This window comes from Diplocloster agilis (assembly GCF_019042275.1).
Taxonomy (GTDB): domain Bacteria; phylum Bacillota; class Clostridia; order Lachnospirales; family Lachnospiraceae; genus Diplocloster; species Diplocloster agilis.
On sequence record NZ_JAHQCW010000027.1, the window covers coordinates 1 to 23,062 of the forward strand.

At 50.7% G+C, this 23,062-nt stretch carries 15 protein-coding genes; 13 read left to right on the forward strand and 2 right to left on the reverse strand.

Annotated elements, in window-relative coordinates:
• The first annotated feature begins 481 nt into the window (after positions 1–481).
• The 4 genes from KTH89_RS15335 (at position 482) to KTH89_RS15350 (ending at position 5,587) form a co-directional block, all read left to right on the forward strand.
• Positions 482–979 (forward strand): P-loop NTPase family protein, encoded by a 498-nt coding sequence (locus tag KTH89_RS15335; protein ID WP_158342621.1) that lies wholly within the window; start codon positions 482–484, stop codon positions 977–979.
• A 237-nt stretch (positions 980–1,216) separates the two neighbouring features.
• Positions 1,217–2,080, forward strand: a complete 864-nt coding sequence (fba, locus tag KTH89_RS15340; protein ID WP_158342620.1) for a class II fructose-1,6-bisphosphate aldolase — start codon at positions 1,217–1,219, stop codon at positions 2,078–2,080.
• A 360-nt stretch (positions 2,081–2,440) separates the two neighbouring features.
• Positions 2,441–4,552, forward strand: coding sequence for a glutamine synthetase III family protein (locus KTH89_RS15345; protein ID WP_158342619.1), 2,112 nt, complete (start codon positions 2,441–2,443; stop codon positions 4,550–4,552).
• Between the two features lie 201 nt (positions 4,553–4,753).
• Complete coding sequence (locus tag KTH89_RS15350) at positions 4,754–5,587, forward strand: MerR family transcriptional regulator (protein WP_158342618.1); 834 nt, start codon at positions 4,754–4,756, stop codon at positions 5,585–5,587.
• 40 nt (positions 5,588–5,627) lie between these two features.
• On the opposite strand, the gene KTH89_RS15355 is transcribed toward KTH89_RS15350, so the two are convergent.
• Positions 5,628–6,290, reverse strand: coding sequence for a YigZ family protein (locus tag KTH89_RS15355; RefSeq protein ID WP_158342617.1), 663 nt, complete (start codon positions 6,288–6,290; stop codon positions 5,628–5,630).
• A gap of 6 nt (positions 6,291–6,296) precedes the next feature.
• A complete protein-coding gene (locus KTH89_RS15360; RefSeq protein ID WP_158342616.1) occupies positions 6,297–6,623 on the reverse strand; it encodes a DUF6514 family protein in 327 nt (108 codons plus the stop codon).
• 350 nt (positions 6,624–6,973) lie between these two features.
• Here KTH89_RS15360 and KTH89_RS15365 point away from each other — a divergent pair, with 350 nt between their 5' ends.
• From KTH89_RS15365 to KTH89_RS15405, 9 genes are all read left to right on the forward strand, one after another.
• Positions 6,974–7,237, forward strand: a complete 264-nt coding sequence (locus KTH89_RS15365) for a hypothetical protein (RefSeq protein WP_238722272.1) — start codon at positions 6,974–6,976, stop codon at positions 7,235–7,237.
• 326 nt (positions 7,238–7,563) lie between these two features.
• Positions 7,564–10,248: a transglycosylase domain-containing protein gene (locus KTH89_RS15370; protein WP_158342614.1), complete on the forward strand. Its 2,685-nt coding sequence runs from the start codon at positions 7,564–7,566 to the stop codon at positions 10,246–10,248.
• A 76-nt stretch (positions 10,249–10,324) separates the two neighbouring features.
• Positions 10,325–13,729 carry a helicase-exonuclease AddAB subunit AddB gene (gene addB / locus KTH89_RS15375; RefSeq protein ID WP_158342613.1) on the forward strand — a complete coding sequence of 1,135 codons (3,405 nt, stop codon included), beginning with the start codon at positions 10,325–10,327 and terminating at the stop codon, positions 13,727–13,729.
• A 2-nt stretch (positions 13,730–13,731) separates the two neighbouring features.
• Complete coding sequence (gene addA / locus KTH89_RS15380; protein WP_238722273.1) at positions 13,732–17,427, forward strand: helicase-exonuclease AddAB subunit AddA; 3,696 nt, start codon at positions 13,732–13,734, stop codon at positions 17,425–17,427.
• A 386-nt stretch (positions 17,428–17,813) separates the two neighbouring features.
• Entirely contained in the window at positions 17,814–18,797 is a 984-nt protein-coding gene (locus tag KTH89_RS15385; protein WP_238722274.1) for a D-isomer specific 2-hydroxyacid dehydrogenase family protein, read from the forward strand.
• Between the two features lie 4 nt (positions 18,798–18,801).
• Complete coding sequence (locus tag KTH89_RS15390; RefSeq protein ID WP_158342610.1) at positions 18,802–19,239, forward strand: RrF2 family transcriptional regulator; 438 nt, start codon at positions 18,802–18,804, stop codon at positions 19,237–19,239.
• Between the two features lie 84 nt (positions 19,240–19,323).
• The gene (locus KTH89_RS15395; protein ID WP_238722275.1) at positions 19,324–20,619 is read left to right on the forward strand and encodes an O-acetylhomoserine aminocarboxypropyltransferase/cysteine synthase family protein; all 1,296 of its coding nucleotides are present in this window, start codon (positions 19,324–19,326) and stop codon (positions 20,617–20,619) included.
• A gap of 88 nt (positions 20,620–20,707) precedes the next feature.
• Positions 20,708–21,634: a cysteine synthase A gene (gene cysK, locus KTH89_RS15400; protein WP_238722276.1), complete on the forward strand. Its 927-nt coding sequence runs from the start codon at positions 20,708–20,710 to the stop codon at positions 21,632–21,634.
• Positions 21,635–22,327: 693 nt separating this feature from the next.
• Positions 22,328–23,044, forward strand: a complete 717-nt coding sequence (locus KTH89_RS15405; protein WP_238722277.1) for a sodium ion-translocating decarboxylase subunit beta — start codon at positions 22,328–22,330, stop codon at positions 23,042–23,044.
• Positions 23,045–23,062: the final 18 nt, after the last annotated feature.

The following is a 23,062-nucleotide window of genomic DNA, read 5'->3' on the forward strand; positions in this document are numbered from 1 at the left end:
ACGTGAAGTCCGCCGGTCATCCTGAATCCGGCTTTCCGATTCCCCTAAGCGGAGACGCAGCCGCCCTATGCGCCCCCAGGGAGATACAAAAGAACCCGGTCACCCGGAGCCGTCCCCGTATACCGCCCGCGGTTCCAAGGCGTAAGCAGAGGACATACAAAGGCTCCAGGAAGAACACTAAGTCAGTGCGACAGCTCCCACGGTTCAGAGACTCGGTTCCTGACCCCGGTTTTTCAATTCCACTAAGCGGCTGCCAGCGCAAGCCCTCCGCGCTCCCGGGGAGACACCAAAGAACCCGGCCGCCGGGATGGTCTGCGGATACCGCACTGCCCAGGGTTCCCGATCTTAAACAGCGGGCATACCCAAACCCGAGGATGGAATTATTCAGGGGTAAACTCATTCAGGGACAGAACTCATTTAGGGTTAGTATTCCGTTATGAAAAAGTGTGGTAATATTATGGGGGGCCGAGGAGGAGGATTTATGTTTAAAGTGATTGTTATTGGGTGTCCTGGTGCGGGAAAAAGTACATTTGCGCGGAAATTACGAGACGCGGCCAAACTTCCGCTGTTTTATTTGGATGTACTTTGGCACAGGCCGGATCAAACGAATGTCTCAAGAGATGAGTTTGATGTATGTGTGGATGAGATAATTAAGAGGGATACATGGATTATAGATGGAAATTATCTGCGTACCTTGGAAACGCGTTTGGCAGCGTGCGATACGGTCTTTTTTATGGATTATCCTTTGGATGTCTGCTTGGCGGGCGCTAAATCCCGTATTGGAAAAAGGCGGGAAGATCTGCCGTGGATCGAATCGGAGTTTGATGATGAATTTAAACAGTGGATCATGGATTTTCCGAAAGAACAGTTGCCTCAGATATATAAAATGCTGGAAAAGTATCAGGATAGTAAGAATATTATCATATTTAAGACAAGAAAAGATGCGGATGACTATTTGAATAAAATGTTCTCTCAGTAAGCCGTGCGGAGCGGGCGGGGAAGAAGTGGCAGCGGGCAGATGTATGGGAAAATGTGGATTTGTGTGGACATTAACGGAATAGGGAGTCTGGAAGTGTTGCTTTTTGGAGATAAACGTGAACGTTAGGGTGGTATTTGTTGGATTTGTGTGGGGAAAAAAAGATGGAAAAAGTAAATGGTTTCATGTATAATAGGGTAGGACTTGTTGTATAAAATAATGGTCATGGAGGTAGATAAAATGTTAGTATCAGCAAAAGAGATGTTAGAGAAAGCGAAAGCGGGTCATTACGCAGTTGGACAGTTCAATATTAATAACCTGGAGTGGACAAAGGCAGTTCTTCTGACCGCGCAGGAGTTAAATTCTCCGGTTATCCTGGGTGTATCTGAGGGCGCCGGAAAGTATATGTGTGGATATAAAACGGTAGTTGGTATGGTGAACGGGATGCTGGAAGAGTTAAATATTACGGTCCCGGTAGCCCTGCATCTGGATCACGGCAGCTATGACGCATGTTATAAATGTATCGACGCCGGCTTCTCTTCCATTATGTTTGACGGTTCCCATTATCCGATCGAAGAGAATGTGGAGAAGACGAAAGAGCTGGTGAAGGTCTGTGCGGAGAAGGGAATGTCCCTGGAAGCAGAAGTAGGCTCCATCGGCGGCGAGGAAGACGGCGTGATCGGTATGGGCGAGTGCGCGGACCCGAAGGAATGTAAGATGATCGCAGATCTGGGCGTTACCATGCTGGCTGCCGGCATCGGAAACATTCACGGAAAATATCCGGAAAACTGGGCAGGCTTAAGCTTCGAGACCCTGGACGCGATCCAGCAGCTGACCGGCGAGATGCCTCTGGTTCTGCACGGCGGCACAGGAATCCCGGCGGACATGATTAAAAAAGCTATTACCCTGGGCGTTGCAAAGATCAACGTAAATACGGAGTGCCAGCTGTCCTTCGCAGCCGCTACCCGTAAATATATTGAAGAAGGCAAAGATCTGGTAGGCAAGGGCTTCGATCCCCGTAAAATCCTGGCTCCCGGCCTGGAAGCGATCAAAGCAACCGTAAAAGAAAAAATGGAACTGTTCGGTTCTATTGGAAAAGCCTGAGAATCGAGTGGCTTATGACAGATCCCCTGCCTGATGGCGGGGGATCTTTTAAAAGGAGAAAATCTTTTTCGAGAACCGGCGGGTGTACGGCATCTATAAAAGCCACATTATTTTGCACAATCATTTGAGCCAAAGTAATTCTAATCTGTAAAAAGTGTTTAAAGTTCAGCTTTTTTGAAAGATTTGCTTGATTTTTAGAAAGAATTAGTTTATCTTATAGGAAGATTGGAAACGATGTTTCCAGAGAATGAGACAGAACAAAGGCGTTCCAGTAATTGGAATGTCTTTTTTTATGCAATGGGAAAGTGTCTCTCTTGCAGGGCTGTCAAATATATCTTAAAAGAGGAAAGGGTGTTAGTTATGAGCGAACTGTTCAACGTAGCGGATATTTTCGGCGAAGATGTGTTTAGTGATGCGGTTATGGAAGAGCGTCTTCCCAAAAAGGTTTACAAGGAATTGAGAAAAACCATTGATGAGGGAAAAGAACTGGATCCGATGATAGCCGAAGTGGTGGCAGGAGCGATGAAAGATTGGGCAATCGAAAAAGGGGCTACCCACTATACCCATTGGTTCCAGCCGCTGACCGGTGTGACTGCCGAAAAGCACGACTCTTTTATCTCAGCTCCCGTAAATGGAAAGGTCCTGATGGAGTTTTCCGGGAAAGAGCTGATTAAGGGAGAACCGGACGCGTCATCCTTCCCTTCCGGCGGACTGCGCGCTACCTTTGAGGCGAGGGGCTATACCGCGTGGGACTGTACTTCACCGGCTTTCGTCAGACATGATGCCGCAGGTGCGATCTTGTGCATCCCCACAGCTTTTTGTTCTTATACGGGAGAGGCTCTGGACCAGAAGACGCCGCTGCTGCGTTCCATGGAAGCGCTGAATGTGCAGGCGCTTCGCCTGATAAGATTATTTGGCAACACGACTTCGAAGAAAGTGACCCCTTCCGTAGGACCGGAACAGGAATATTTCCTGGTGGACCGTAAAAAATATTTACAGAGAAAGGACCTGATCTTTGCGGGGCGGACATTATTCGGCGCCATGCCTCCGAAGGGACAGGAGTTGGAAGACCATTACTTTGGAAGCATCCGGGAACGGATCGCGGCCTATATGAAGGATGTCAACAAGGAGCTGTGGAAACTGGGCGTATCCTCCAAAACGCAGCACAATGAAGTGGCCCCCGCACAGCATGAACTGGCTCCGATCTATGCAGTGGCAAATATTGCCGTCGACCACAACCAGCTGATTATGGAAACGCTGAAAAAAGTGGCTGAGAGAAACGGCTTATACTGCCTGCTTCATGAAAAGCCCTTCGCCGGTGTGAACGGTTCCGGCAAACATAACAACTGGTCTGTCATCACAGATGATGGAATCAACCTGTTGAATCCCGGCAAGACACCTCATGAGAACATTCAGTTTCTCCTTGTACTGACCTGTATCCTGAAAGCGATAGACGAACATGCGGACCTGCTGAGAGAATCCGCTGCCGACGTCGGAAATGATCACAGGCTGGGAGCCAACGAGGCGCCTCCGGCTATTATATCCATTTTCCTGGGAGAGCAGCTGGAGGATGTTCTGGAGCAGCTGGTAAGCACCGGAGAGGCGACCCACAGCTTGAAGGGCGGCAGACTCCAGACCGGTGTGAAGACTCTTCCCGATCTGGCAAAGGATGCGACCGACCGGAACAGGACTTCCCCGTTCGCCTTTACCGGAAATAAGTTCGAATTCCGTATGTGCGGTTCCAGAGATTCCATCGCATCTCCGAATACGGTGTTGAATACAATCGTTGCCGACGTTTTCTGTGAAGCGTGCGATATACTGGAAAAAGCAGATGACTTTGATATGGCGGTACATGATCTGATTAAAAAATACGCCAGTGAGCACCAGAGAATCGTATTTAACGGAAATGGTTATTCCGACGAATGGGTGGAAGAAGCAAAACGCAGGGGACTTCCGAATATCACCTCCATGGTGGACGCGATCCCGGCGCTTATCACAGAGAAATCTATAAAATTATTCGAAAAATACGGCGTGTTTACAAAAGCGGAATTAGAGTCCCGCGTGGAAGTCAAGTATGAGACTTACGCGAAAGCGATCAATATTGAAGCGCGCACCATGGTTGACATGGCGAGAAAACAGATTATCCCGGCGGTAATCAAATACATCAAAGTGTTAGCGGACTCCATCAATTCTGTGAGGGCTGCCTGTGACGCCGATGTGTCGGTACAGACCGGGGAGCTGAAAGACGCATCTGCGCTTCTGGCTCAGACCAAGGCTGCCCTGGTCAGGCTGGAAGAAGTTACCGAAGCCGCTTCCGTCATGGAAGAAGGCGAGAAGCAGGCTAAATACTACCATGACTCGGTTATGCCGGCCATGGAAGCGCTGCGAATCCCGGTTGACAAACTGGAGATGATCGTGGACAAAGACCTCTGGCCGATGCCTTCTTACGGAGATCTCATATTCGAAGTTTAAATATTTTAAATTTGATTACGCTGCGAAACGGCATGAAAAAGTCCCGGACATAGGCCCGGGACTTTTTTTCGTGGGAAATATGATGAAAACAGGACATGTCGAAAAAGGGGCATGGCAAAAAAGAAAGGCAAAAAGGCAAAAAATGGTATTGACTCTTTCGCCGCGTTACGGTTTAACATGAGGATCAGGAAGGAGGAAACCATGAAAACAGTAAAAGATGTATCAGAAATAACCGGGGTAAGCATTCGGACACTGCGGTACTATGATGAAATTGGGCTGCTGAAACCGACAAAGCTTACCGACTCCGGCTACCGGCTTTATGACAACAGGGCGTTGGAAAAACTGCAGCAGATTATGTTCTTTCGGGAACTGGAGATCCCTTTGGCCGAAATTAAAGAGATAATGGGGAATCCCGATTTCGACAAAAAACAGGTGCTGGCTGTTCAGAAATCTCTGTTGGAAAGCAAGAGAAACCGCTTAAACGGAATTATTGAACTGATTCATGATGTTATGGAAGGAGTAAATACGATGAATTTTAAAGCGTTCAACGAGACTGATGTGGAACAGATTATAGCAGCTATGCAAAAGGAGTTATCAGAAGAACAGTTTGAGGAATTGATCAAAACCCACGGTGACGGAAGTGTGGATGAATATAAAAAGATCCTGCTGGACGCACTGGAGAATGAAAAAGTCAGCGCAGACCTGCTGAGATGGTTCGGCAGTAAAGATAAGGTAATAGCCGGTATGGCCCCCATTGAAAACATAGAAGAAAAACGTCTGGACCACAATGAAATCTATCGGCAGCTGGCCGCTCTTCAAACCGCCAATGACGAAGAAGCGGAGAGAAATCTGATCGGGGAACTGGCCGACAGCTATAAACAGCTGCTCCATCTGGACAATGCAAGGGCTTTCCTGATCGATCTGTCAAAAGAATATCTGCAGGATAAAAAATTGGCGGAAGCCAACGATGCCCAATACGGGAAAGGGAGCGCGGAATATATCGCGAAAGCGATCAGACGCTATTATGGCGTATAAAGGAGGCGGCCCATCTCCGAACTGCCGGGGCGGCCGCTTGCTATATTTCCTTATCCAGAATCAGGACTTCCCCGTCCACGTTGGCATAGGTTACGGTAAGCGGTTCGGAGAATACCGGCCGCCCTCCGGCTGCTTCCATAATATCTGCCTTTAGAGAAGGAAAACGGTCCAGGGGAAACAGCACATGCAGGGTGACGGTGTCCGTGTACACGCTGTCCAGTGTGGGAATCTCGTTTTGAGCCAGCAGATACTGGATTTTCCCCATATCTGTATAATCACAGGAAATCGTGAGCTGACAGCCGGGTTTTTTCTCAATGATTACGCTTTGGGCGAGACCTTCCTGGGCAGCCCTGGAATAGGCTCTTACCAGACCGCCGGTACCCAGCAGGGTTCCGCCAAAATATCGGATAACCACGGCGATGACATTATGAAGAGAAGCACCTGTCAGCACGTCCAGAATAGGACGGCCGGCCGTCTGGGCCGGTTCCCCGTCGTCGCTGCACCGCATCAGGCTGTTCTTTTGTCCGATGATATAGGCATAACAATGGTGCGAGGCGTCCCAGTATTTTTTCCTCAGGCGTTCCAACACCATAAGAGCCTCATCTTCCGATGCGGCCGGTTCAATGACGGCGATAAAACGCGATTTTTTTTCTATAATTTCTCCCTGGCCGCCCCGGTAAACGGTACAAGACTTTATTTCCATATGTATTTATCCGATTCTGGGTATATCCTGACAATATTCCTGGGACACTTTTTCGTCGATCAGCTCCAGCATACACATCGGCGTCACCAGATTCCGAATAAACTGATTCAGAATCTCCAGCACAAACTCCCTGGAATAGGAGATGGCCGCGGCGGTTTTCTGTTCCCGCAGAATTCCGTCTGACGCTTTGGACCACTTCATGATCCGCATTCCGTACAGCGGCATATAATTGGACACATCCCTGGTTTCCTCCAGCAGGTAATACTCCAGGCGGATTTCTCCTTTCTCTGCATCTGTCATAAAACGGTTCCCTACCAATGTTAATTTTCTCATGCGAACTCCTCCTGAGGCTATTATAACGGAGGCGTGTCCAACCATAAAGCGGGATGTAACGCAGAAAAACCAAGGAAACGGCCTGATCTGCTATGGTTCGGGGAGACTGCTGTCCCTTTTTATGGAAGGCGGGAGTTTTTTGTAGGAAACTGCGATATTTTCTAGTCATTATTATACCGGGGGCCGGGGGAAAGTGCAAGAGTACGAACGGCGGTAAAATGGGTGTTAAATTGTGCGGAAAATTGAGTAGAAAATTGAGCAGATAATTCTATTGACATACACTTAAAATAAGTGCACTATAAAAGAATAATAAAATATGGTGTCGGAGGATACCAAGAATAGGAGGATGTATGATGCTGGATGAAAAAGATCTGCAGGCGTTCGCAGAAATCGTGGATTCACGGGTTGCTAAAACTGAAAACCTGGTGCTTGATGAATTGGGAAGGACACAGGAATATCTGGACCGAAGAGTGGAAGCTATACAAAAAAATCTGGAAGATTTACAACAGTATTACCGAATTGTGAAGCTTGAAAATGATACTACGGCCCTGGTACTTCAAATGATAGAAGCACTGCAAAAAGACGTTGAAAAACTCAAACAGAAAACGGCGTAGATGGACTTGCGTTTTTCTTTTTATTCCAAAATAGGACATGCGATACCGATACGTTAGAATCATGGCAGCCAGTCTGCCCTTGTCAGAATTTCATATCTATTTTCCAGATAATTCCTAAAACCTTAATATTTTCTCGTTCCTCCCTGTTTATAAAAATTTCGATAATCTTTCAGGAAACCTCTTTCCGCCTGAATAAAATCCCAGAAATAGCCAATTATTTATCATAAGAATAGCTTAATTATTTATGAAAAAACGGGGCAATTTGTTTTTTTCCTTTATTTAGGCAGCTTTATTTGCTATAATGGATGGGATAAAGGAGGCATATTATGAATTATGGGAAAAAAGGGGTTTCGAGAAAGCAGAAAAAATTAACCTCTAAATCCGCCATGGTAGGCAAAAAACTGACGATCACATTCTTTAAAGCATTTTTAGTCGGACTTGTCGCCGTTGCTGTTGTGTTAATTTGTGCTGGAATCGGAGTTCTAAAAGGTGTGATTGACAGTGCGCCTGATATATCTAATATAGATATAAGCCCGAACCGATTTTCCACTTTTGTATATGACCAGGATGGAAATGAGATTACTAAGCTGGTGGCATCGGATTCAAACCGGATCTCCGCTACGATCGAAGAGATGCCTTTGGATCTCCAGCATGCCTTTGTGGCGATAGAAGATGCAAGATTTTATACCCATAATGGGATCGATATCAAGGGTATTATCCGAGCAGGTTTTACTGGAATTAAAAATGGAGGAGACTTTTCGGAAGGCGCCAGTACGATTACGCAGCAGCTGCTGAAGAATAACGTATTTACGGACTGGACCGAGGAATCGTCGTTCTCGGAGAAGCTGGAACGAAAAATTCAGGAACAGTATCTGGCGATTCAGCTGGAGAAACGGATGGATAAGGATACGATCCTGGAGAATTATCTCAATACCATTAACCTGGGCCAGAATACATTGGGAGTACGCGCGGCGTCCCACCGGTATTTTGATAAGGATGTAAGCGAACTGAATTTGTCGGAATCGGCTGTGCTGGCCGCCATTACACAGAATCCTTCCCGCTTTAATCCGCTGACGAACCCGGAGAAAAATGCCGAGCGGCGGAAAAAAGTGCTGGACAATATGCTGGAGCAGGAATATATCAACCAGCAGCAGTATGACGAAGCGATGGCGGACGATGTTTATTCCAGAATTAAAAATGTAAATGACGAGTCAGATGAATCATCAATCTATACATACTTTGTTGATGAACTGACCAAACAGGTAATTGCGGATCTGCAGGAATTAAAGGGATATTCCAATATTCAGGCTTATAACGCGCTGTACAGCTCGGGACTCAGTATCTATACCACTCAGGACCCGGCTCTCCAGAAAATCTGTGATGAGGAATTTGCCAATCCGGAAAATTATCCCGACGGCACGCAGGTGTCGCTGGATTATGCCCTGACGGTGAAAAAAGCCGACGGGACCAAGGAAAACCACAGTACCGAGATGTTTATTACCTATTTTAAAGAGCAGGGAAATAAGAACTTCAATATGATCTTCAAGGATGAAGAGGACGCCAGGGCTCATATCCAGCAGTATAAGGATGCGGTGATGGGCGCCGGTGACGAGGTGGAAGCGGAACGGGTCAGCCTGACACCGCAGCCTCAGGCTTCGGTGGTTCTTATGGACCAGAACACAGGATACGTAAAAGCTATCGTAGGCGGACGAGGCGAGAAAGAAGCGAGCCTCACGCTGAACCGTGCTACGGGGACCAGAAGGCAGCCTGGATCTACCTTTAAGGTATTAGCCGCTTTCGCGCCGGCTCTGGATAAGGCGGGCATGACACTGGCTACGGTACAGGATGACGCGCCGTTTAATTACGCCAACGGACGTCCGGTCAGCAACTGGTATGGTTCCGGTTATAAGGGACTGTCCACGATCCGTCAGGCGATTGAGCAGTCTATGAATATCGTAGCTGTGAAGACGATTACCGATATTACGCCCCAGGTTGGGTTTGATTATCTGAAGAAATTCGGGTTTGACACCGAAGAATCCCTGGTGGAGAAGAAGATCGTAAACGGCGAAGTGAAGTCCGATATCGGGCAGGCGCTGGCCTTGGGCGGACTGACGAACGGTGTGACGAATCTGGAGCTGACTGCCGCTTACGCAACCATCGCGGATGGCGGTACGTATACAAAACCGATCTTCTATACGAAGATCCTGGATCATGACGGCAATGTGCTGATAGACAACACGCCGCAGCAGACGACGGTGCTCAAAGATACGACCGCCTGGCTGCTGATCGACGCCATGCGGGACGTAGTGAGCGGAAGCAAGGGTACCGCCACAGACTGTAAGATCCCCAACATGGATGTGGCAGGTAAGACCGGTACGACCACCGGGTATAAGGATATCTGGTTTACCGGCTCGACGCCTTATTATACCTGTACGGTGTGGGGCGGATATGATATCGGCGGTGTGGAGCTGCCAAGCAGAGGCATCTACCATACGTATCATAAGAAGATGTGGAAGAGCATCATGACGCGTGTTCACGAGAATCTGGAGCCGCGGGAATTCGAGCGGCCGGATGGAATCGTCACGGCTTCCGTGTGCCGGAAATCCGGCAAACTGGCGGTGCCGGGGCTGTGTGATGCGGACCCCAGAGGCAGTATGATTATTTCGGAATATTTTGCCAAGGGCACGGTGCCAACGGATTCCTGTGATGTGCATGTACAGGTACTCTATTGTATGGAATCCGGTATGATAGCAAATCAGGGCTGTCCGAATGTGGAACCGAGAATCTGCATTCGAAGACCCGACGGGGACATCGGTGTGACTGATGACACGCCGTATGAGCTGCCGGATGATATCGCAGCCGGAACCTGTGTGATCCATGGAGGAGAGTCTTCCTATATACCTCCCGCCGACAGCGGGCAGGGGAATGCGCCTTTGCAGGACAGCGGGGGAAACGTTTCTGATGATATCCAGGATATTCTGGATAATGCATTCGGCGGCGATGAGGAATAAAACTCGTTAAAATCAGAATCAGGAAGGGGTGTTCCGGTAAAAGGGACACCCCCTTTGTACATAAGGAGAACAGTCCATGTCTTTACAGATTATTCTGGGAAACGCAGGAGCGGGTAAGTCCACCTGTCTATATGAGGAAATGATACGCCAGTCTATCGAGTATCCGGACCGGAATTATTTCGTGATCGTTCCGGAGCAGTTTACGATGCAGACCCAGATGGATCTGGTCAGGATGCATCCCAGAGGGGGCGTGCTGAACATTGACATCTTAAGCTTCGAACGTCTGGCTTACCGGATCTTCGACGAGCTGGGCGGGAATCACTGCCTGGTTCTGGAGGAAACCGGTAAGAACCTGGTGCTGCAAAAGATCGCGGAAGAGAAACGGGAGGAGCTGAAACTGCTGGGAGGCAGTATCCGCAAACCCGGCTATATACGGGAGATCAAATCGGTCATCTCCGAATTTACCCAATATGGGGTGGAGGACGAACAGCTGGAAGAAATGATCCGGTTCGCACAAAAGAATCCCAGGCTGCAGTGGAAACTGCAGGATATCCGGGTGCTCTATGACGCATTCCGGCAGTATCTGAAGGACCGGTATATTACGGCGGAGCAGGTGCTGGAAGTGCTGTGTCATTGCGTGGAGCGTTCCGCGCTTTTAAAAGACTGCGTGATCGCGCTGGATGGCTTTACCGGTTTTACCCCGGTTCAGAACCAGCTGCTGGAAAAGCTGCTTCGGACAGCCGGTCAGATCTGGGTGACGGTAACCCTGGATGAGCGGGAGAATCCTATGTATCTGGGAGCGGACCACCAGCTGTTCTATTTGAGTAAGAAAACGATACGGGGACTTATGAAGCTGGCGGAATCTGCCGGAGCACGGGTAAAAGATCCCATCGTGCTGAACAACCGGAAGAATCCAAGGTTCCGGGAGGCTCCGGCGCTGGCCTGGCTGGAACAGCATTTATACCGGTATGGCAAAGAACGCTATGAAAAGGAACAAGATCAGCTGACCCTGTTCTGCTCTCAGAATCCTCCGGAGGAGGTGGAGGAAGCCGCCAGACGGATTCTGGAATTAGTAAGGGAACACGGATACCGCTACCGGGAGATCGCGGTGGTGGCCGGGGATATCACCATCTATGGAAATTATGTGAGGAAGGTGTTTGCGGAATACGGCATTCCGGCCTTTATCGACCAGAAGCGGAATATTCTGATGAATCCGGCCGTGGAGTGGATACGGTCCCTGCTTCAGATGGTGGACCAGAACTTCAGTTACGAGAGTGTGTTCCGGTATCTGCGGTGCGGACTGTCCGGCTTTTCCGGAAGAGAGACCGACCTGTTGGAGAATTACTGCATCGCGCTGGGAATCCGGGGCTTTTCGAAGTGGAAGCAGAAATGGGTGCGAAGCTATCCTGGCCTGACAGAAGAGGAGCTTGTGCAGGTGAACGATCTGCGGGAACGGTTCGCCGGTGAGATGGCGGATACGCAAGCGGCCCTGAGCCGAAAAGGCGCGTCTGTGGAGGAGATCACGAGGGCGGTCTATGAACTGATGGTCCGCCGGGAGATCCAGCTTCGGTTAAAGGAGTATGAGGAGCAGTTCAAGGCCTCCGGCAATATGGATCTGGCCAAGGAGTATTCCCAGGTGTACCGGATTCTGATGGACCTGTTTGACAAGCTGATCGACCTGCTGGGGGATACCCGGATTGCGCTCCGGGAATACGCGAAGATCCTGGACGCCGGTTTTGAAGAGGCCAAGGTGGGGGTTATCCCCATGGAACAGGATCTGGTGCTGATCGGTGATGTGGAGCGTACCAGGCTCAATGAGATCCGGGTGCTGTTTTTCCTGGGAGCGAACGACGGGCTGGTGCCAAAGGCGGGAGGTAACGGCGGAATTCTCTCGGATATGGACCGGGAACTGCTGGCTGCCGGCGATGTGGAGCTGGCTCCGACAGCCAGGCAGAATGTGTGTATTCAAAAATTCTATCTGTACCTGGTGCTGACAAAGCCCAGCAGACAGCTGTACATAAGTTTCAGCAAGGTGGATGCGGGCGGGAAGACGCTGCGTCCGTCCTCCCTGGTGGGGACGCTGCGAAAGCTGTTTCCGGGGCTTACGCCGGAAGAGGCCGGGGACAAAGAGACGTTTGCTTGGCGGGTAATGACTCCGGAGAGCGGAATCCGCTGCCTGGCGGAACGGATGCAGGATATGCTGCAGAAACCGGAGGATTCTTATAAAGAGCTGTTCAGCTGGTACCGGAGAGATCCCGGATGGGAACCGGTCATCCGGGGACTAACGGAGGCCTCCTGCGCCTCCAATTCTGACCCACGGATCAGCCGGGCAGTAGCCAATGTTCTCTATGGGACAGTTCTTCAGAACAGCGTGACCAGGTTAGAGCGGTATGCGTCCTGCGCCTGCGCTCATTTTCTGGATTATGGACTGCATCTTACGGAACGGGCGGAGTATTCCTTTGAGGCGGTGGATCTGGGTACGGTATTCCACCGGGCGCTGGAAGTGTTCGGGAAGAAGCTGAACCAGAGCGGATACAGCTGGTTTACGTTGGATGATGAGAAGCGGGAGGAATTGACAGACGCGGCGGTGGAGGAAGTGGTCACCGATTATGGAAATATGGTGCTGTACAGTTCCGCGCGCAATACCTATCTCCTGTCCAGGATGAAACGCCTGCTGCGCCGGACGACCTGGGCGTTGTCCAGGCAGCTGGAAAAGGGAGGATTTACGCCCGGGAATTATGAGATTTCATTTTCCGACGCCACGAATCTGGATTCCGTCAATATCGCCCTGTCGGCGGAAGAGCGGCTGCGGCTTCAGGGCAGGATCGACCGGGTGGATGTCTGCGAGGACGGGGACAACCTGTATGTGAAGGTGGTGGATTATAAATCGGGAAATACGGCGTTTGATCTGGTGGCGCTCTATTATGGGCTCCAGCTTCAGCTGGTAGTCTATTTAAACGCGGCCATGGAGATTGAACAAAAGGAGAATCCGGACAAGCATGTGATTCCGGCCGGTATCCTTTATTATAATATGAAAGATCCGATTCTGGACCGGAAGGAGGCGGAGCAGCCGGAGGAAATACAGGAGCGTTTATTAAGCCAGCTGCAGATGAACGGGCTGGTCAATGCGGACCGGGATATTATAGACCGGATGGACCAGCAATTGAGCGGACGTTCCCAGGTAATTCCGGTATCTGTCAATAAAGACGGCAGCCTGTCTAAGAGTTCCAGTGTGGCCAGCAGCGAAGAATTCCATACAATATCAGATTATGTGAACCAAAAAATCGTGGAATTGGGCAAAGGGATGCTGGAGGGCAATATCAAGGCGGAGCCTTATGAGCTGTCGGGGCAGACCGCCTGTGATTACTGTCCTTATAAGGCGGTCTGCGGATTTGACGAGAAGCTTGAGGGGTTCGCGCGAAGGAGGCTGGCCAGCTATCAGCCGGATGAGATCTTAAGACGTATGAAGGAGGAGGTGTGAGCATGGGATTTTCCTGGACGGAGGAGCAGCAGCGGGTGCTGGATGCCCGAAAGAAAAACGTGCTGGTTTCGGCGGCGGCCGGTTCCGGTAAGACTGCGGTACTGGTGGAGCGGATCATCCGCATGGTCACCGATCCCGAGGATCCCGTGGACATCGACCGCCTGCTGATCGTGACCTTTACCAACGCGGCAGCCGCGGAAATGCGGGAGCGTATTACAAAGGCCATCGAGAGCCGGCTGGAGGAGCAGGAGGGGAACGGTCATCTGCAGAGGCAGCTGACGCTGATCCACAACGCGCAGATCTCTACCATCGACAGCTTTTGCCTGTATGTGATCCGGAATTATTTTCATGTCATCGAGCTGGACCCCAACTTCCGGGTGGCCGACGAAGGGGAGTTAAAGCTCTTAAAGAGCGACGTTGCGGCAGAACTGCTGGAAGAGTGTTATGAAAAAGGGGAGGAAGATTTCCTGCATTTTGTAGAATGCTATTCCACGGGAAAATCGGACAAAGGGCTGGAGGAGCTAATCCTGCAGCTGTACGAGTTTTCCATGAGCTATCCGTGGCCCAAGGAGTGGCTGTCTGAGTGCGCGCAGGCCTACCGGGTCGGGGACTCAAAGGAGCTGGAAGAGAGTCTCTGGATGGGAGCCATACGCCGCTATCTGGGCCAGGTACTGGCAGAGCTGAAGGAACAGACCAGGCAGGCGGTGGAGCTGATCCATCAGCCGGACGGGCCTTATATGTACGAGGACGCGCTGCAAGGGGATATGAAGCTGCTGGATCAGTTGTGTGGCTGCGGCACCTATTTGGAATACGCGGAGGCGTTTGAGAACCTCGTATTTGTCAGGCTGTCTTCAAAAAAAGACGCGAACGTATCGGACGAAAAACGGCAGGCGGTAAAAGAGGGAAGAGAGCAGATCAAGAAAGTGCTGAAGGGGTTAAAGGAACAGTTTTTTTACAGTTCCGCCGCGCAGGTGCTTCTGGATATCCAAAACAGCCGGGAGAATATGGAAGTGCTGATGGGGCTGGTCTTGGATTTTACAGAAAAATTATCCCGGAAGAAGAAAGAGAAGAACCTGGTGGATTTTCCGGATCTTGAACACTACGCGCTGGAGATACTGGTGGAGCGCACGGAAGATGGCTGGACGGCCAGACCGGCGGCCGAAGACCTGAAAAACTATTTTACGGAAATCATGATCGATGAGTATCAGGACAGCAACCTGGTGCAGGAAATGATTCTGAACAGTATTTCGCGGGAGAAGGACGGGCATCCGAACATCTTCATGGTGGGCGATGTGAAGCAGAGCATCTACCGGTTCCGTCTGGCGCGCCCGGAGCTTTTCATGGAGAAATATGATACCTACAGTAAGGAGGATCACGCGGCCTACCAGCGGATCGATCTGCACCGGAACTTCCGCAGCCGTCTGGAAGTGATCGATTGTGTGAACTTCATTTTCCAAAGGATCATGTCCAAGACGCTGGGAAATGTGGAGTATGACGGGGACGCCGCGCTTTATCCGGGAGCGGATTTCCCGGAGGCGCCCTGCGGGAATCAGGCGGAACTGCTCCTTCTGGACCCGGACAGCCCGGATGAGATGGAGGAAGAAACCGAGGCTAATGCCCGGGAGCTGGAGGCCAGAGCGGTGGCCGGCAGAATTTTGGAACTGAAGGAAAGCCAGAAGGTCTGGGATCGGGACTTAAACGAATACCGACCGGCCAGGTACAGCGATATGGTGATCCTGTTGCGGACCGTATCCGGCTGGGCGCAGACATTTACACAGATTCTTCTTTCCTACGGCATCCCGGCCCATACCAGCTCGCAGACCGGATATTTTTCTACGCTGGAAGTGCAGGTGGTGCTGAATTTTCTGCGGCTGATCGATAATCCCAGGCAGGACCTGCCTTTGGCCTCTGTGCTGAAATCACCGGTTGCCGGACTGTGCGGGGAAGATCTGGCGTTGATCAAAAGCGCGTATCCAAGTCTTCGGTTTTATGAGTGCTGTGAACAGTATGCGCTGGGGTCTGAAGGGGAAGAGGTGCAAGAAGCATTCTATGGGGAAAAAGATTCTCTGGTGGAGCCGCTGTCGCAGCCTGTCCGAAAGAAGAGAGTAGCGGATAAACTTAGATCCTTTTACCGGCTTCTGGAGAGCTTCCGGGAGAAGGTGCCTTATACGGCCATTCATGAGCTGCTCTGGCAGATCTTAAGGGAGACGGGCTATGGAGACTGTGCGGCTGCTATGCCGGGCGGCGCCCAGCGGCTGGCGAATCTGAATATGCTGGTGGAGAAGGCGCTGGATTTTGAGAAAACCAGCTACCGGGGGTTGTTCCACTTTATACGGTATATCGAACAGCTTCAGAAATATGACGTGGACTTCGGGGAAGCATCCCTGCTGGGAGAAAATGAGGACGCGGTGCGGATCATGAGTATCCATAAGAGCAAGGGGCTGGAATTTCCCATCGTATTCGTAAGCGGCATGGGAAAGAGTTTTAATAAACAGGATGTCCGCAGCAAGATCGTGATCCACCCGGATCTGGGCGTAGGCGCAGACTATGTAGACCCCGCGCTTCGGGTGAAGACGCCGACCCTGTTCAAAAAAGCGGTGCAGCGGCAGACGGATCTGGAGAATCTGGGGGAGGAGCTTCGGGTGCTCTATGTGGCGCTGACCAGGGCCAAGGAAAAACTGATCATGACCGGGGCGGTGAAAAAGCTGGCGGAACGGCTGGAAGCCGGAGACGGTGTGGCAGATGAGTCCGGCGGAGCCGGTACCGGCAGCGGGAGACTCTCGTTCTTAAAGCGGACTTCGGCGGGCAGTTATCTGGACTGGATACTTCCGGTGGCGCTAAATTCTGATTCCGGGATAGAGATCAAACCCTTAAGCCTGCTGGAATTGGTAGGTCTGGAAGCACGGCAGCAGGTGACACAGAAGCTTTCGAAGGAAGCACTGTTTGAATGGGACCCGGATGAAGTCTACGATCCGCAGCTGCGTGAGATTCTGGAAAAGAGGCTGAACTACCAGTATCCATACCGGAAAGAAGCGGCGCTAAAGGCTAAACTCAGCGTGTCGGAGATCAAGCGGATGGGACAGTATGAAGCAGATGAGCCTCAGGACCAGATGTATGAGGAGCCGGAGATTATCCCGCTGCTGCCGCAGTTTATCCAAAAGGAAGGAAAAGAGATGACGTCGGCCCAGAGAGGGACGGTCTATCATAAGGCATTGGAGTGCCTGGAATACCAGGAGATGCAGAAGGAAGAACGAATCCGGGAGCGTCTGCGGATATTGGCGCAGGACGGGATACTGACCCCTCAGGAGATCAAGGTGGTGGATGTGTCCAGAATTCTTCTGTTTGGAAAATCTTCACTGGCAAAGCGGATGGCAGCGGCGGAGAAAGAGGGACGGCTCTGGCGGGAGCAGCAGTTTGTCCTGGAGGTGCCGGCGGCGGAGGTCTATCCGGATTACCAGGGAGAGGCTTATGTTCTGATCCAGGGGATCATCGATGTTTATTTTCAGGAGGAGGATCAGTTAGTCGTCGCGGATTATAAAAGTGACCGGATACGTCCTGGCCGGGAGAGAGAGCTGGCGGCACGGTATCAGGTACAGCTGAATTATTATCAGCGGGCGCTGGAGCAGCTGACCGGTAAAAAGGTGAAGGAGAAACTGATCTATTCCCTGGAGGCGGGGAAGGAGATCAGGGTCTTATAGAGATGGGGACAAATGGAAATGCCATATATCTTCGAAGCTTGGGGAAGGTATGGGGCATTTCCGTTTTGTTTGGATTAATCTTGTTTATGGATGCTTAGATATCAACATAGTTTGCTAAACCACACCAGAATATATACTTAACAGTATCCCATTAACACATGCCCTTCGGGCGGGTTCGCAGCATTCGCTGCTCAATAGTGTATACTTAACAGTATCCCATTAACACATACCCTTCGGGCGGATTCGCAGCATTCGCTGCTCAATAACGTATAGAATTAGTAGAAAATTATCGGTAAGGAGTGTATAATATTCTTAAAATATAGTATTCCTATAGGAAATAGGAAACGAAAAATTTAATTTAGAAAAATGAAAAGGGAGGCGTGACAATGAAAATATTTGTCTATAGCTACCGGGAATTTGATGAAGCGGTCCATTTTCAGAATTACAGCAGACAGCTGGGAATTGAGATAGAAACTACCCCAAAGCCGCCCACACTTGAGACGGCGCATCTGGCAGAGGGTTATGAATATATCAGCATCATTACGACAAAGGTTGATGCCGCGCTGCTGGAGAAGTTCCATGCGATGGGGATCAAAATGATTTCCACCAGAACGATCGGATACGACCACATAGATCTGGGGAAAGCAAAAGAACTGGGAATCCGTGTGAGCAATGCAACCTATCCGCCCAGCAGTGTGGCGGACTATACGGTTCTGCTTATCTTAATGATGATCCGCAGAATGAAACAGATCATGAACCGGGCGGCAGTCCAGGACTTCACCCTGCCCGGGATACAGGGAGGAGAGATGCCGGATTATACGATCGGTGTCGTCGGTACGGGCCGGATCGGACGTACGGTGCTTAAGAACTTGTCCGGATTTGGCAGCCGTCTGCTGGCGTACGATCTGAATCCCAATGGGGAAGCGGAAAAATATGCGGACTACTGCAGTTTCGAGCAGCTTCTGGAGCAGAGTGATATCATTACCCTGCATATGCCGGGCGGGGACGGTACCTATCACATCATGAATGAGGACACGATCGGCAAGATGAAGACCGGAGCGGTTCTTGTCAACACCGCCCGGGGAAGCCTGATCGACACCGGGGCGATGATCAGGGCTCTGGAAAGCCAAAAGCTGGGAGGGGCGGCCCTGGACGTGGTAGAAAACGAATTCGGCTTGTACTATGGGGACCGCAAATCGGATGTGATCGTCAACCGGGATCTGGCGGTATTAAAAAGCTTTCCCAACGTTATCGTTACGCCGCATATGGCCTGGTATACAGAGGGAGCGGTCAGGGAAATGGTGTACAGCTCCCTGAAGAGCTGCTGCCTGTGCGCGGCCGGGGAAAAGAATCCATGGGAGGTTATATGAGATTATGAAAGTTTCTACCAAAGGAAGATACGCGCTTCGGATGATGCTGGATCTGGCGCTGCACAATACCGGAGAGTACATCGCTCTGAAAGATATCTCCGCCAGGCAGGAGGTTTCTGTCAAATATCTGGAACAGATCGTTACCATGCTGTCCAAGGTGGGCTATCTGAAAAGTGTACGAGGGCCCCAGGGGGGATATAAGCTGGCGAAAAAACCGGAGGAATATACGGTGGGGGATATTTTGCGGATTACCGAGGGCAGCCTCGCTCCGGTGTCCTGCCTGGAGGACGAGCCAAATCAATGCGGCAGATATGAGGAGTGTTCTACGATTGCGTTCTGGGAAGGATTTTATCGCTGCATTACAGAATATGTAGACCGGTTTACGTTAGAAGACCTGGCGGAACAACAGCGCAAAAAAATTTCCAGTAATTATGTAATTTAGTATTGACAAATGGAAAAAAATCTCTTATATTAATTTCATACTAATCCTATAGGAAATAGGGGAAAGAAAAAGAGGAGTGGGATTATGGAGAAAAAATTAAAATTCGAGACATTACAGCTGCATGCGGGACAGGAAGCGCCGGATTCGGCCACGGACGCCAGGTGTGTCCCGATCTACCAGACATCTTCCTATGTATTCAGGGACAGCGCGCAGGCGGAGGCACGGTTTGGCCTCTCGGAAGGCGGAAACATCTATACCAGAATCATGAATCCCACTTCAGATGTTTTTGAACAGCGGATGACAGCGCTGGAAGGAGGCGTGGGAGCCCTGGCTACAGCGTCCGGCGCGGCGGCGATCACCTACGCGATTCAGAATATCGCCCGGGCGGGAGATCACATTGTATCCTCCAAGACAGTGTATGGAGGCACCTATAATCTGTTCGCCAACACACTGACGGATTGCGGGATTACAACGACTTTCACAGACGCCTCGCGGCTGGAAAATATAGAGAAGGAGATCCGTCCGGAGACAAAAGCAGTCTTTATCGAGACGTTAGGCAATCCCAATTCCGACGTGCTGGATGTGGAAGGGATCGCGGCGCTGGCCCACAGGCACGGGATTCCGCTGATCGTGGATAATACCTTTGCCACCCCTTACCTATTCCGGCCCATTGAACACGGCGCGGATGTGGTGGTACACTCCGCTACTAAGTTCATCGGCGGTCACGGCACCAGCGTGGGCGGTGTAATCATAGACGGGGGGACGTTCCCGTGGGCATCTAACGATAAATTCCCCGGTCTCTCGAAGCCGAATCCCAGTTATCACGGCGTGGTATTTACGGATGCGGCCGGGGCGGCTGCTTATATCACGAAAGCGCGGGTGACCCTGCTAAGAGATACGGGAGCTGCGCTGGCGCCGTTAAATGCTTTTCTATTCCTGCAGGGACTGGAAACTCTGTCCTTACGGGTAGAGCGCCACGTAGAAAATGCCTTAAAAGTGGTGGAGTATCTGACGCAGCATCCCCTTGTGGAGAGGGTGAACCATCCGTCGCTGCCGGATAGCGGATATAGGGAGCTCTATGAACGGTACTTCCCACGGGGAGCAGGTTCCATCTTCACCTTTGAGATCCGGGGCGGGGCGAAGGAGGCGAAGCAGTTTATCGACCACCTGAAGATCTTTTCCCTGCTGGCGAATGTGGCAGACGTGAAAAGCCTGGTGATCCATCCGGCCAGCACGACGCATTCCCAGATGACACAAGAAGAACTGGCGGATTCGGGAATCAGGGAAAATACCATCCGGCTGTCCATCGGTACAGAACATATAGATGATATCATCGATGATCTGGATCAGGCGTTTGAGAGCCTGATCCAGGAAAGATGAAGAAGCTGCCCGATACGTATATGTACGGGAAAACAAACGCAGAATGATAGAGTTTATTGCGTAGCACATGCGCGATTGGAGGAAAATAATGAAAATAGCGAACAGTGTATCAGATTTAATCGGAAAGACTCCGCTTCTGGAGCTTACAAATTATGAAAAAAAGCACGGCCTGAATGCCAGATTAGTAGCAAAACTGGAATACTTCAATCCGGCGGGAAGCGCCAAGGACCGGATCGCCAAAGCCATGATCGATGACGCGGAGGCAAAAGGAAAGTTAAAACCGGGAGCTGTCATCATTGAGCCGACCAGCGGCAATACCGGGATCGGCCTGGCCGCCATCGCGGCGTCCAGAGGATATCAGTTGATTCTGACCATGCCGGATACCATGAGCGTGGAACGCCGGAATCTGCTGAAGGCCTATGGCGCAACCATCGTCCTGACACCCGGAGCGGAAGGGATGAACGGCGCGATCAAAAAGGCGCAGGAATTGTCGGAGGAGACACCCGGAAGCTATATCCCGGGGCAGTTTGAGAACCCGGCCAATCCCGCGATCCATGCGGCTACCACAGGCGTGGAGATCTGGGAGGACACGGAAGGAAAGGTGGATATCTTTGTAGCCGGAATCGGAACCGGCGGAACCATCTCAGGAGCAGGAGGCTACCTGAAATCCAAAAACCCGAATGTGAAGGTGGTCGCTGTGGAACCTTCAGACTCCCCGGTCCTGTCCAAAGGCGTGGCGGGTCCTCATAAGATCCAGGGAATCGGCGCAGGATTTGTGCCTAAGACATTGAATACCCATATTTATGATGAAATTATCACGGTGGAGAATGAGGCGGCTTTTGAAGCGGGCCGGGAAATCGCAAGGAGCGAGGGCGTTCTGGTCGGGATTTCTTCCGGAGCGGCTGTATGGGCTGCGGCTGAGCTTGCGAAGCGGCCGGAGAACGCAGGGAAGATTATTGTGGTTCTGCTGCCGGATACCGGGGACAGGTATTTGTCTACGCCTATGTTTTCCTGAATCGGCTGAGGGCCGGGAATCGGCTGAACAGAAGCCGGAAGCGGCAGCGGGGCGGAGGAACCAAAAGGCTGGGCTGCAAAATGCATCGGGTCAACATAAGAATATCTAGTTACGAAGGGACAGGAACCTTTTATTCGCAGGTCCGGGACACAACTCGCCATCCGGCTCAGACAGTGTCCCGGACCTGCAAGGTTCCTGTCCCTTCTCCACAAGATATTCTAATGTTGCCCCTCAAGCATTTTGCAGTCCAGCCTTTTGGTTCCTCTGCCCCGCTGCCGCTTCCGGCTTCTGTTCAGCCGATTCCCTACTTTGGTGATGCGGGAACTAGTGTATGGATTTGGAGTATTTGGATGGATATAAAGGATTTGTATGAATTCTGTTTGTATGGATTTAGAGCATTTGTATGAATTCTATTTGTAAGACTTAGAGCATTTGCATGAATTCATAATATTTGTATGGTTTAGACTTTAAGTATGGATTTGAATTAGGGGGGGACAGGGAGGTTCGCCGGAAAGTTCTGTAGTTCTTTGGGTTTGCTCTTTCCATGAGAGGGGACAATTGTTATAATAAGTATGAATTTTCTAAAGCGATTTTTTAGAGTGGTATATGTCGATTGAGGTTGGATGTTTTATATTATGGTAGACAGCAGTTTTCGTTATAAATGGTAGGAGCAGGAATAGGAGCAGGTATGGTATGTTTCGGATGAGGAAGATAGTGAAGAAACGGGCGGGGGAAAAAGGGGCGCGGAGTATTAGCGTTATTGGCGGGGCGGATGGGCCTACGTCAGTTTTTGTGGCCGGGAAAGTGAAGAGCAGAAAGAATGGGGATAAGAAGGAGCAGGAACAGGAGCGTATGCTTCAGGAGATTATAGACCGGATTGTGCCGGGGAAGAGGAGTATGGAGGAGGTTTGCGCTTACCTGAAGTCTGAATTGGGAGCGGAGGAGCGGGAGCTTGAGGACAGGCGCAGGGAGTGTATGAAATATAATATTCTGTGCCGGTATTTTCCGGAACGATTGCCTCCTGCGCCTGAGATCGAAGGGAAACATACGAGAGCGCGGGTGGAAAAGTGGGCGGATGAATGCCGGAGCAGGGTTGAAAGGATTCAGGCTTCGGCGGAGAATTTGGATCTGGATATGGATCTGCGTCTTTTTGAATTGCCGCTGGTGGTGAAGGGGGAGAAGATCGGCTGTTTTCATGTGGAGATGGAAATGTATACCGGTTATCTGTCCTGTGACTGGAATTATGATATTGGTGACAGGAACGTGGATCAGCGGGATATCAGAGAGGCCGGGGAACGGTTAATGGCCGGAATTATAAGATACCGGGGTTTGGCGTCGGAGGATATTGAAAACAGGACTCCGGAATTTTGGAATTATATTACTATGGAGCAATATTTGGGACAGCGCTAAGGGCGGAACGTAAGATAG

Excerpts from the sequence above, each read along its gene's own strand:
- addA (WP_238722273.1), top strand. The coding sequence starts at position 13,732 with ATGGGATTTTCCTGGACGGAGGAGCAGCAGCGGGTGCTGGATGCCCGA.
- fba (WP_158342620.1), top strand. The coding sequence starts at position 1,217 with ATGTTAGTATCAGCAAAAGAGATGTTAGAGAAAGCGAAAGCGGGTCAT.
- KTH89_RS15390 (WP_158342610.1), top strand. The coding sequence starts at position 18,802 with ATGAAAGTTTCTACCAAAGGAAGATACGCGCTTCGGATGATGCTGGAT.
- KTH89_RS15335 (WP_158342621.1), top strand. The coding sequence starts at position 482 with ATGTTTAAAGTGATTGTTATTGGGTGTCCTGGTGCGGGAAAAAGTACA.
- KTH89_RS15345 (WP_158342619.1), top strand. The coding sequence starts at position 2,441 with ATGAGCGAACTGTTCAACGTAGCGGATATTTTCGGCGAAGATGTGTTT.
- KTH89_RS15355 (WP_158342617.1), bottom strand. The coding sequence starts at position 6,290 with ATGGAAATAAAGTCTTGTACCGTTTACCGGGGCGGCCAGGGAGAAATT.
- cysK (WP_238722276.1), top strand. The coding sequence starts at position 20,708 with ATGAAAATAGCGAACAGTGTATCAGATTTAATCGGAAAGACTCCGCTT.
- KTH89_RS15350 (WP_158342618.1), top strand. The coding sequence starts at position 4,754 with ATGAAAACAGTAAAAGATGTATCAGAAATAACCGGGGTAAGCATTCGG.
- KTH89_RS15395 (WP_238722275.1), top strand. The coding sequence starts at position 19,324 with ATGGAGAAAAAATTAAAATTCGAGACATTACAGCTGCATGCGGGACAG.
- KTH89_RS15405 (WP_238722277.1), top strand. The coding sequence starts at position 22,328 with ATGTTTCGGATGAGGAAGATAGTGAAGAAACGGGCGGGGGAAAAAGGG.
- addB (WP_158342613.1), top strand. The coding sequence starts at position 10,325 with ATGTCTTTACAGATTATTCTGGGAAACGCAGGAGCGGGTAAGTCCACC.
- KTH89_RS15370 (WP_158342614.1), top strand. The coding sequence starts at position 7,564 with ATGAATTATGGGAAAAAAGGGGTTTCGAGAAAGCAGAAAAAATTAACC.
- KTH89_RS15365 (WP_238722272.1), top strand. The coding sequence starts at position 6,974 with ATGATGCTGGATGAAAAAGATCTGCAGGCGTTCGCAGAAATCGTGGAT.
- KTH89_RS15385 (WP_238722274.1), top strand. The coding sequence starts at position 17,814 with ATGAAAATATTTGTCTATAGCTACCGGGAATTTGATGAAGCGGTCCAT.
- KTH89_RS15360 (WP_158342616.1), bottom strand. The coding sequence starts at position 6,623 with ATGAGAAAATTAACATTGGTAGGGAACCGTTTTATGACAGATGCAGAG.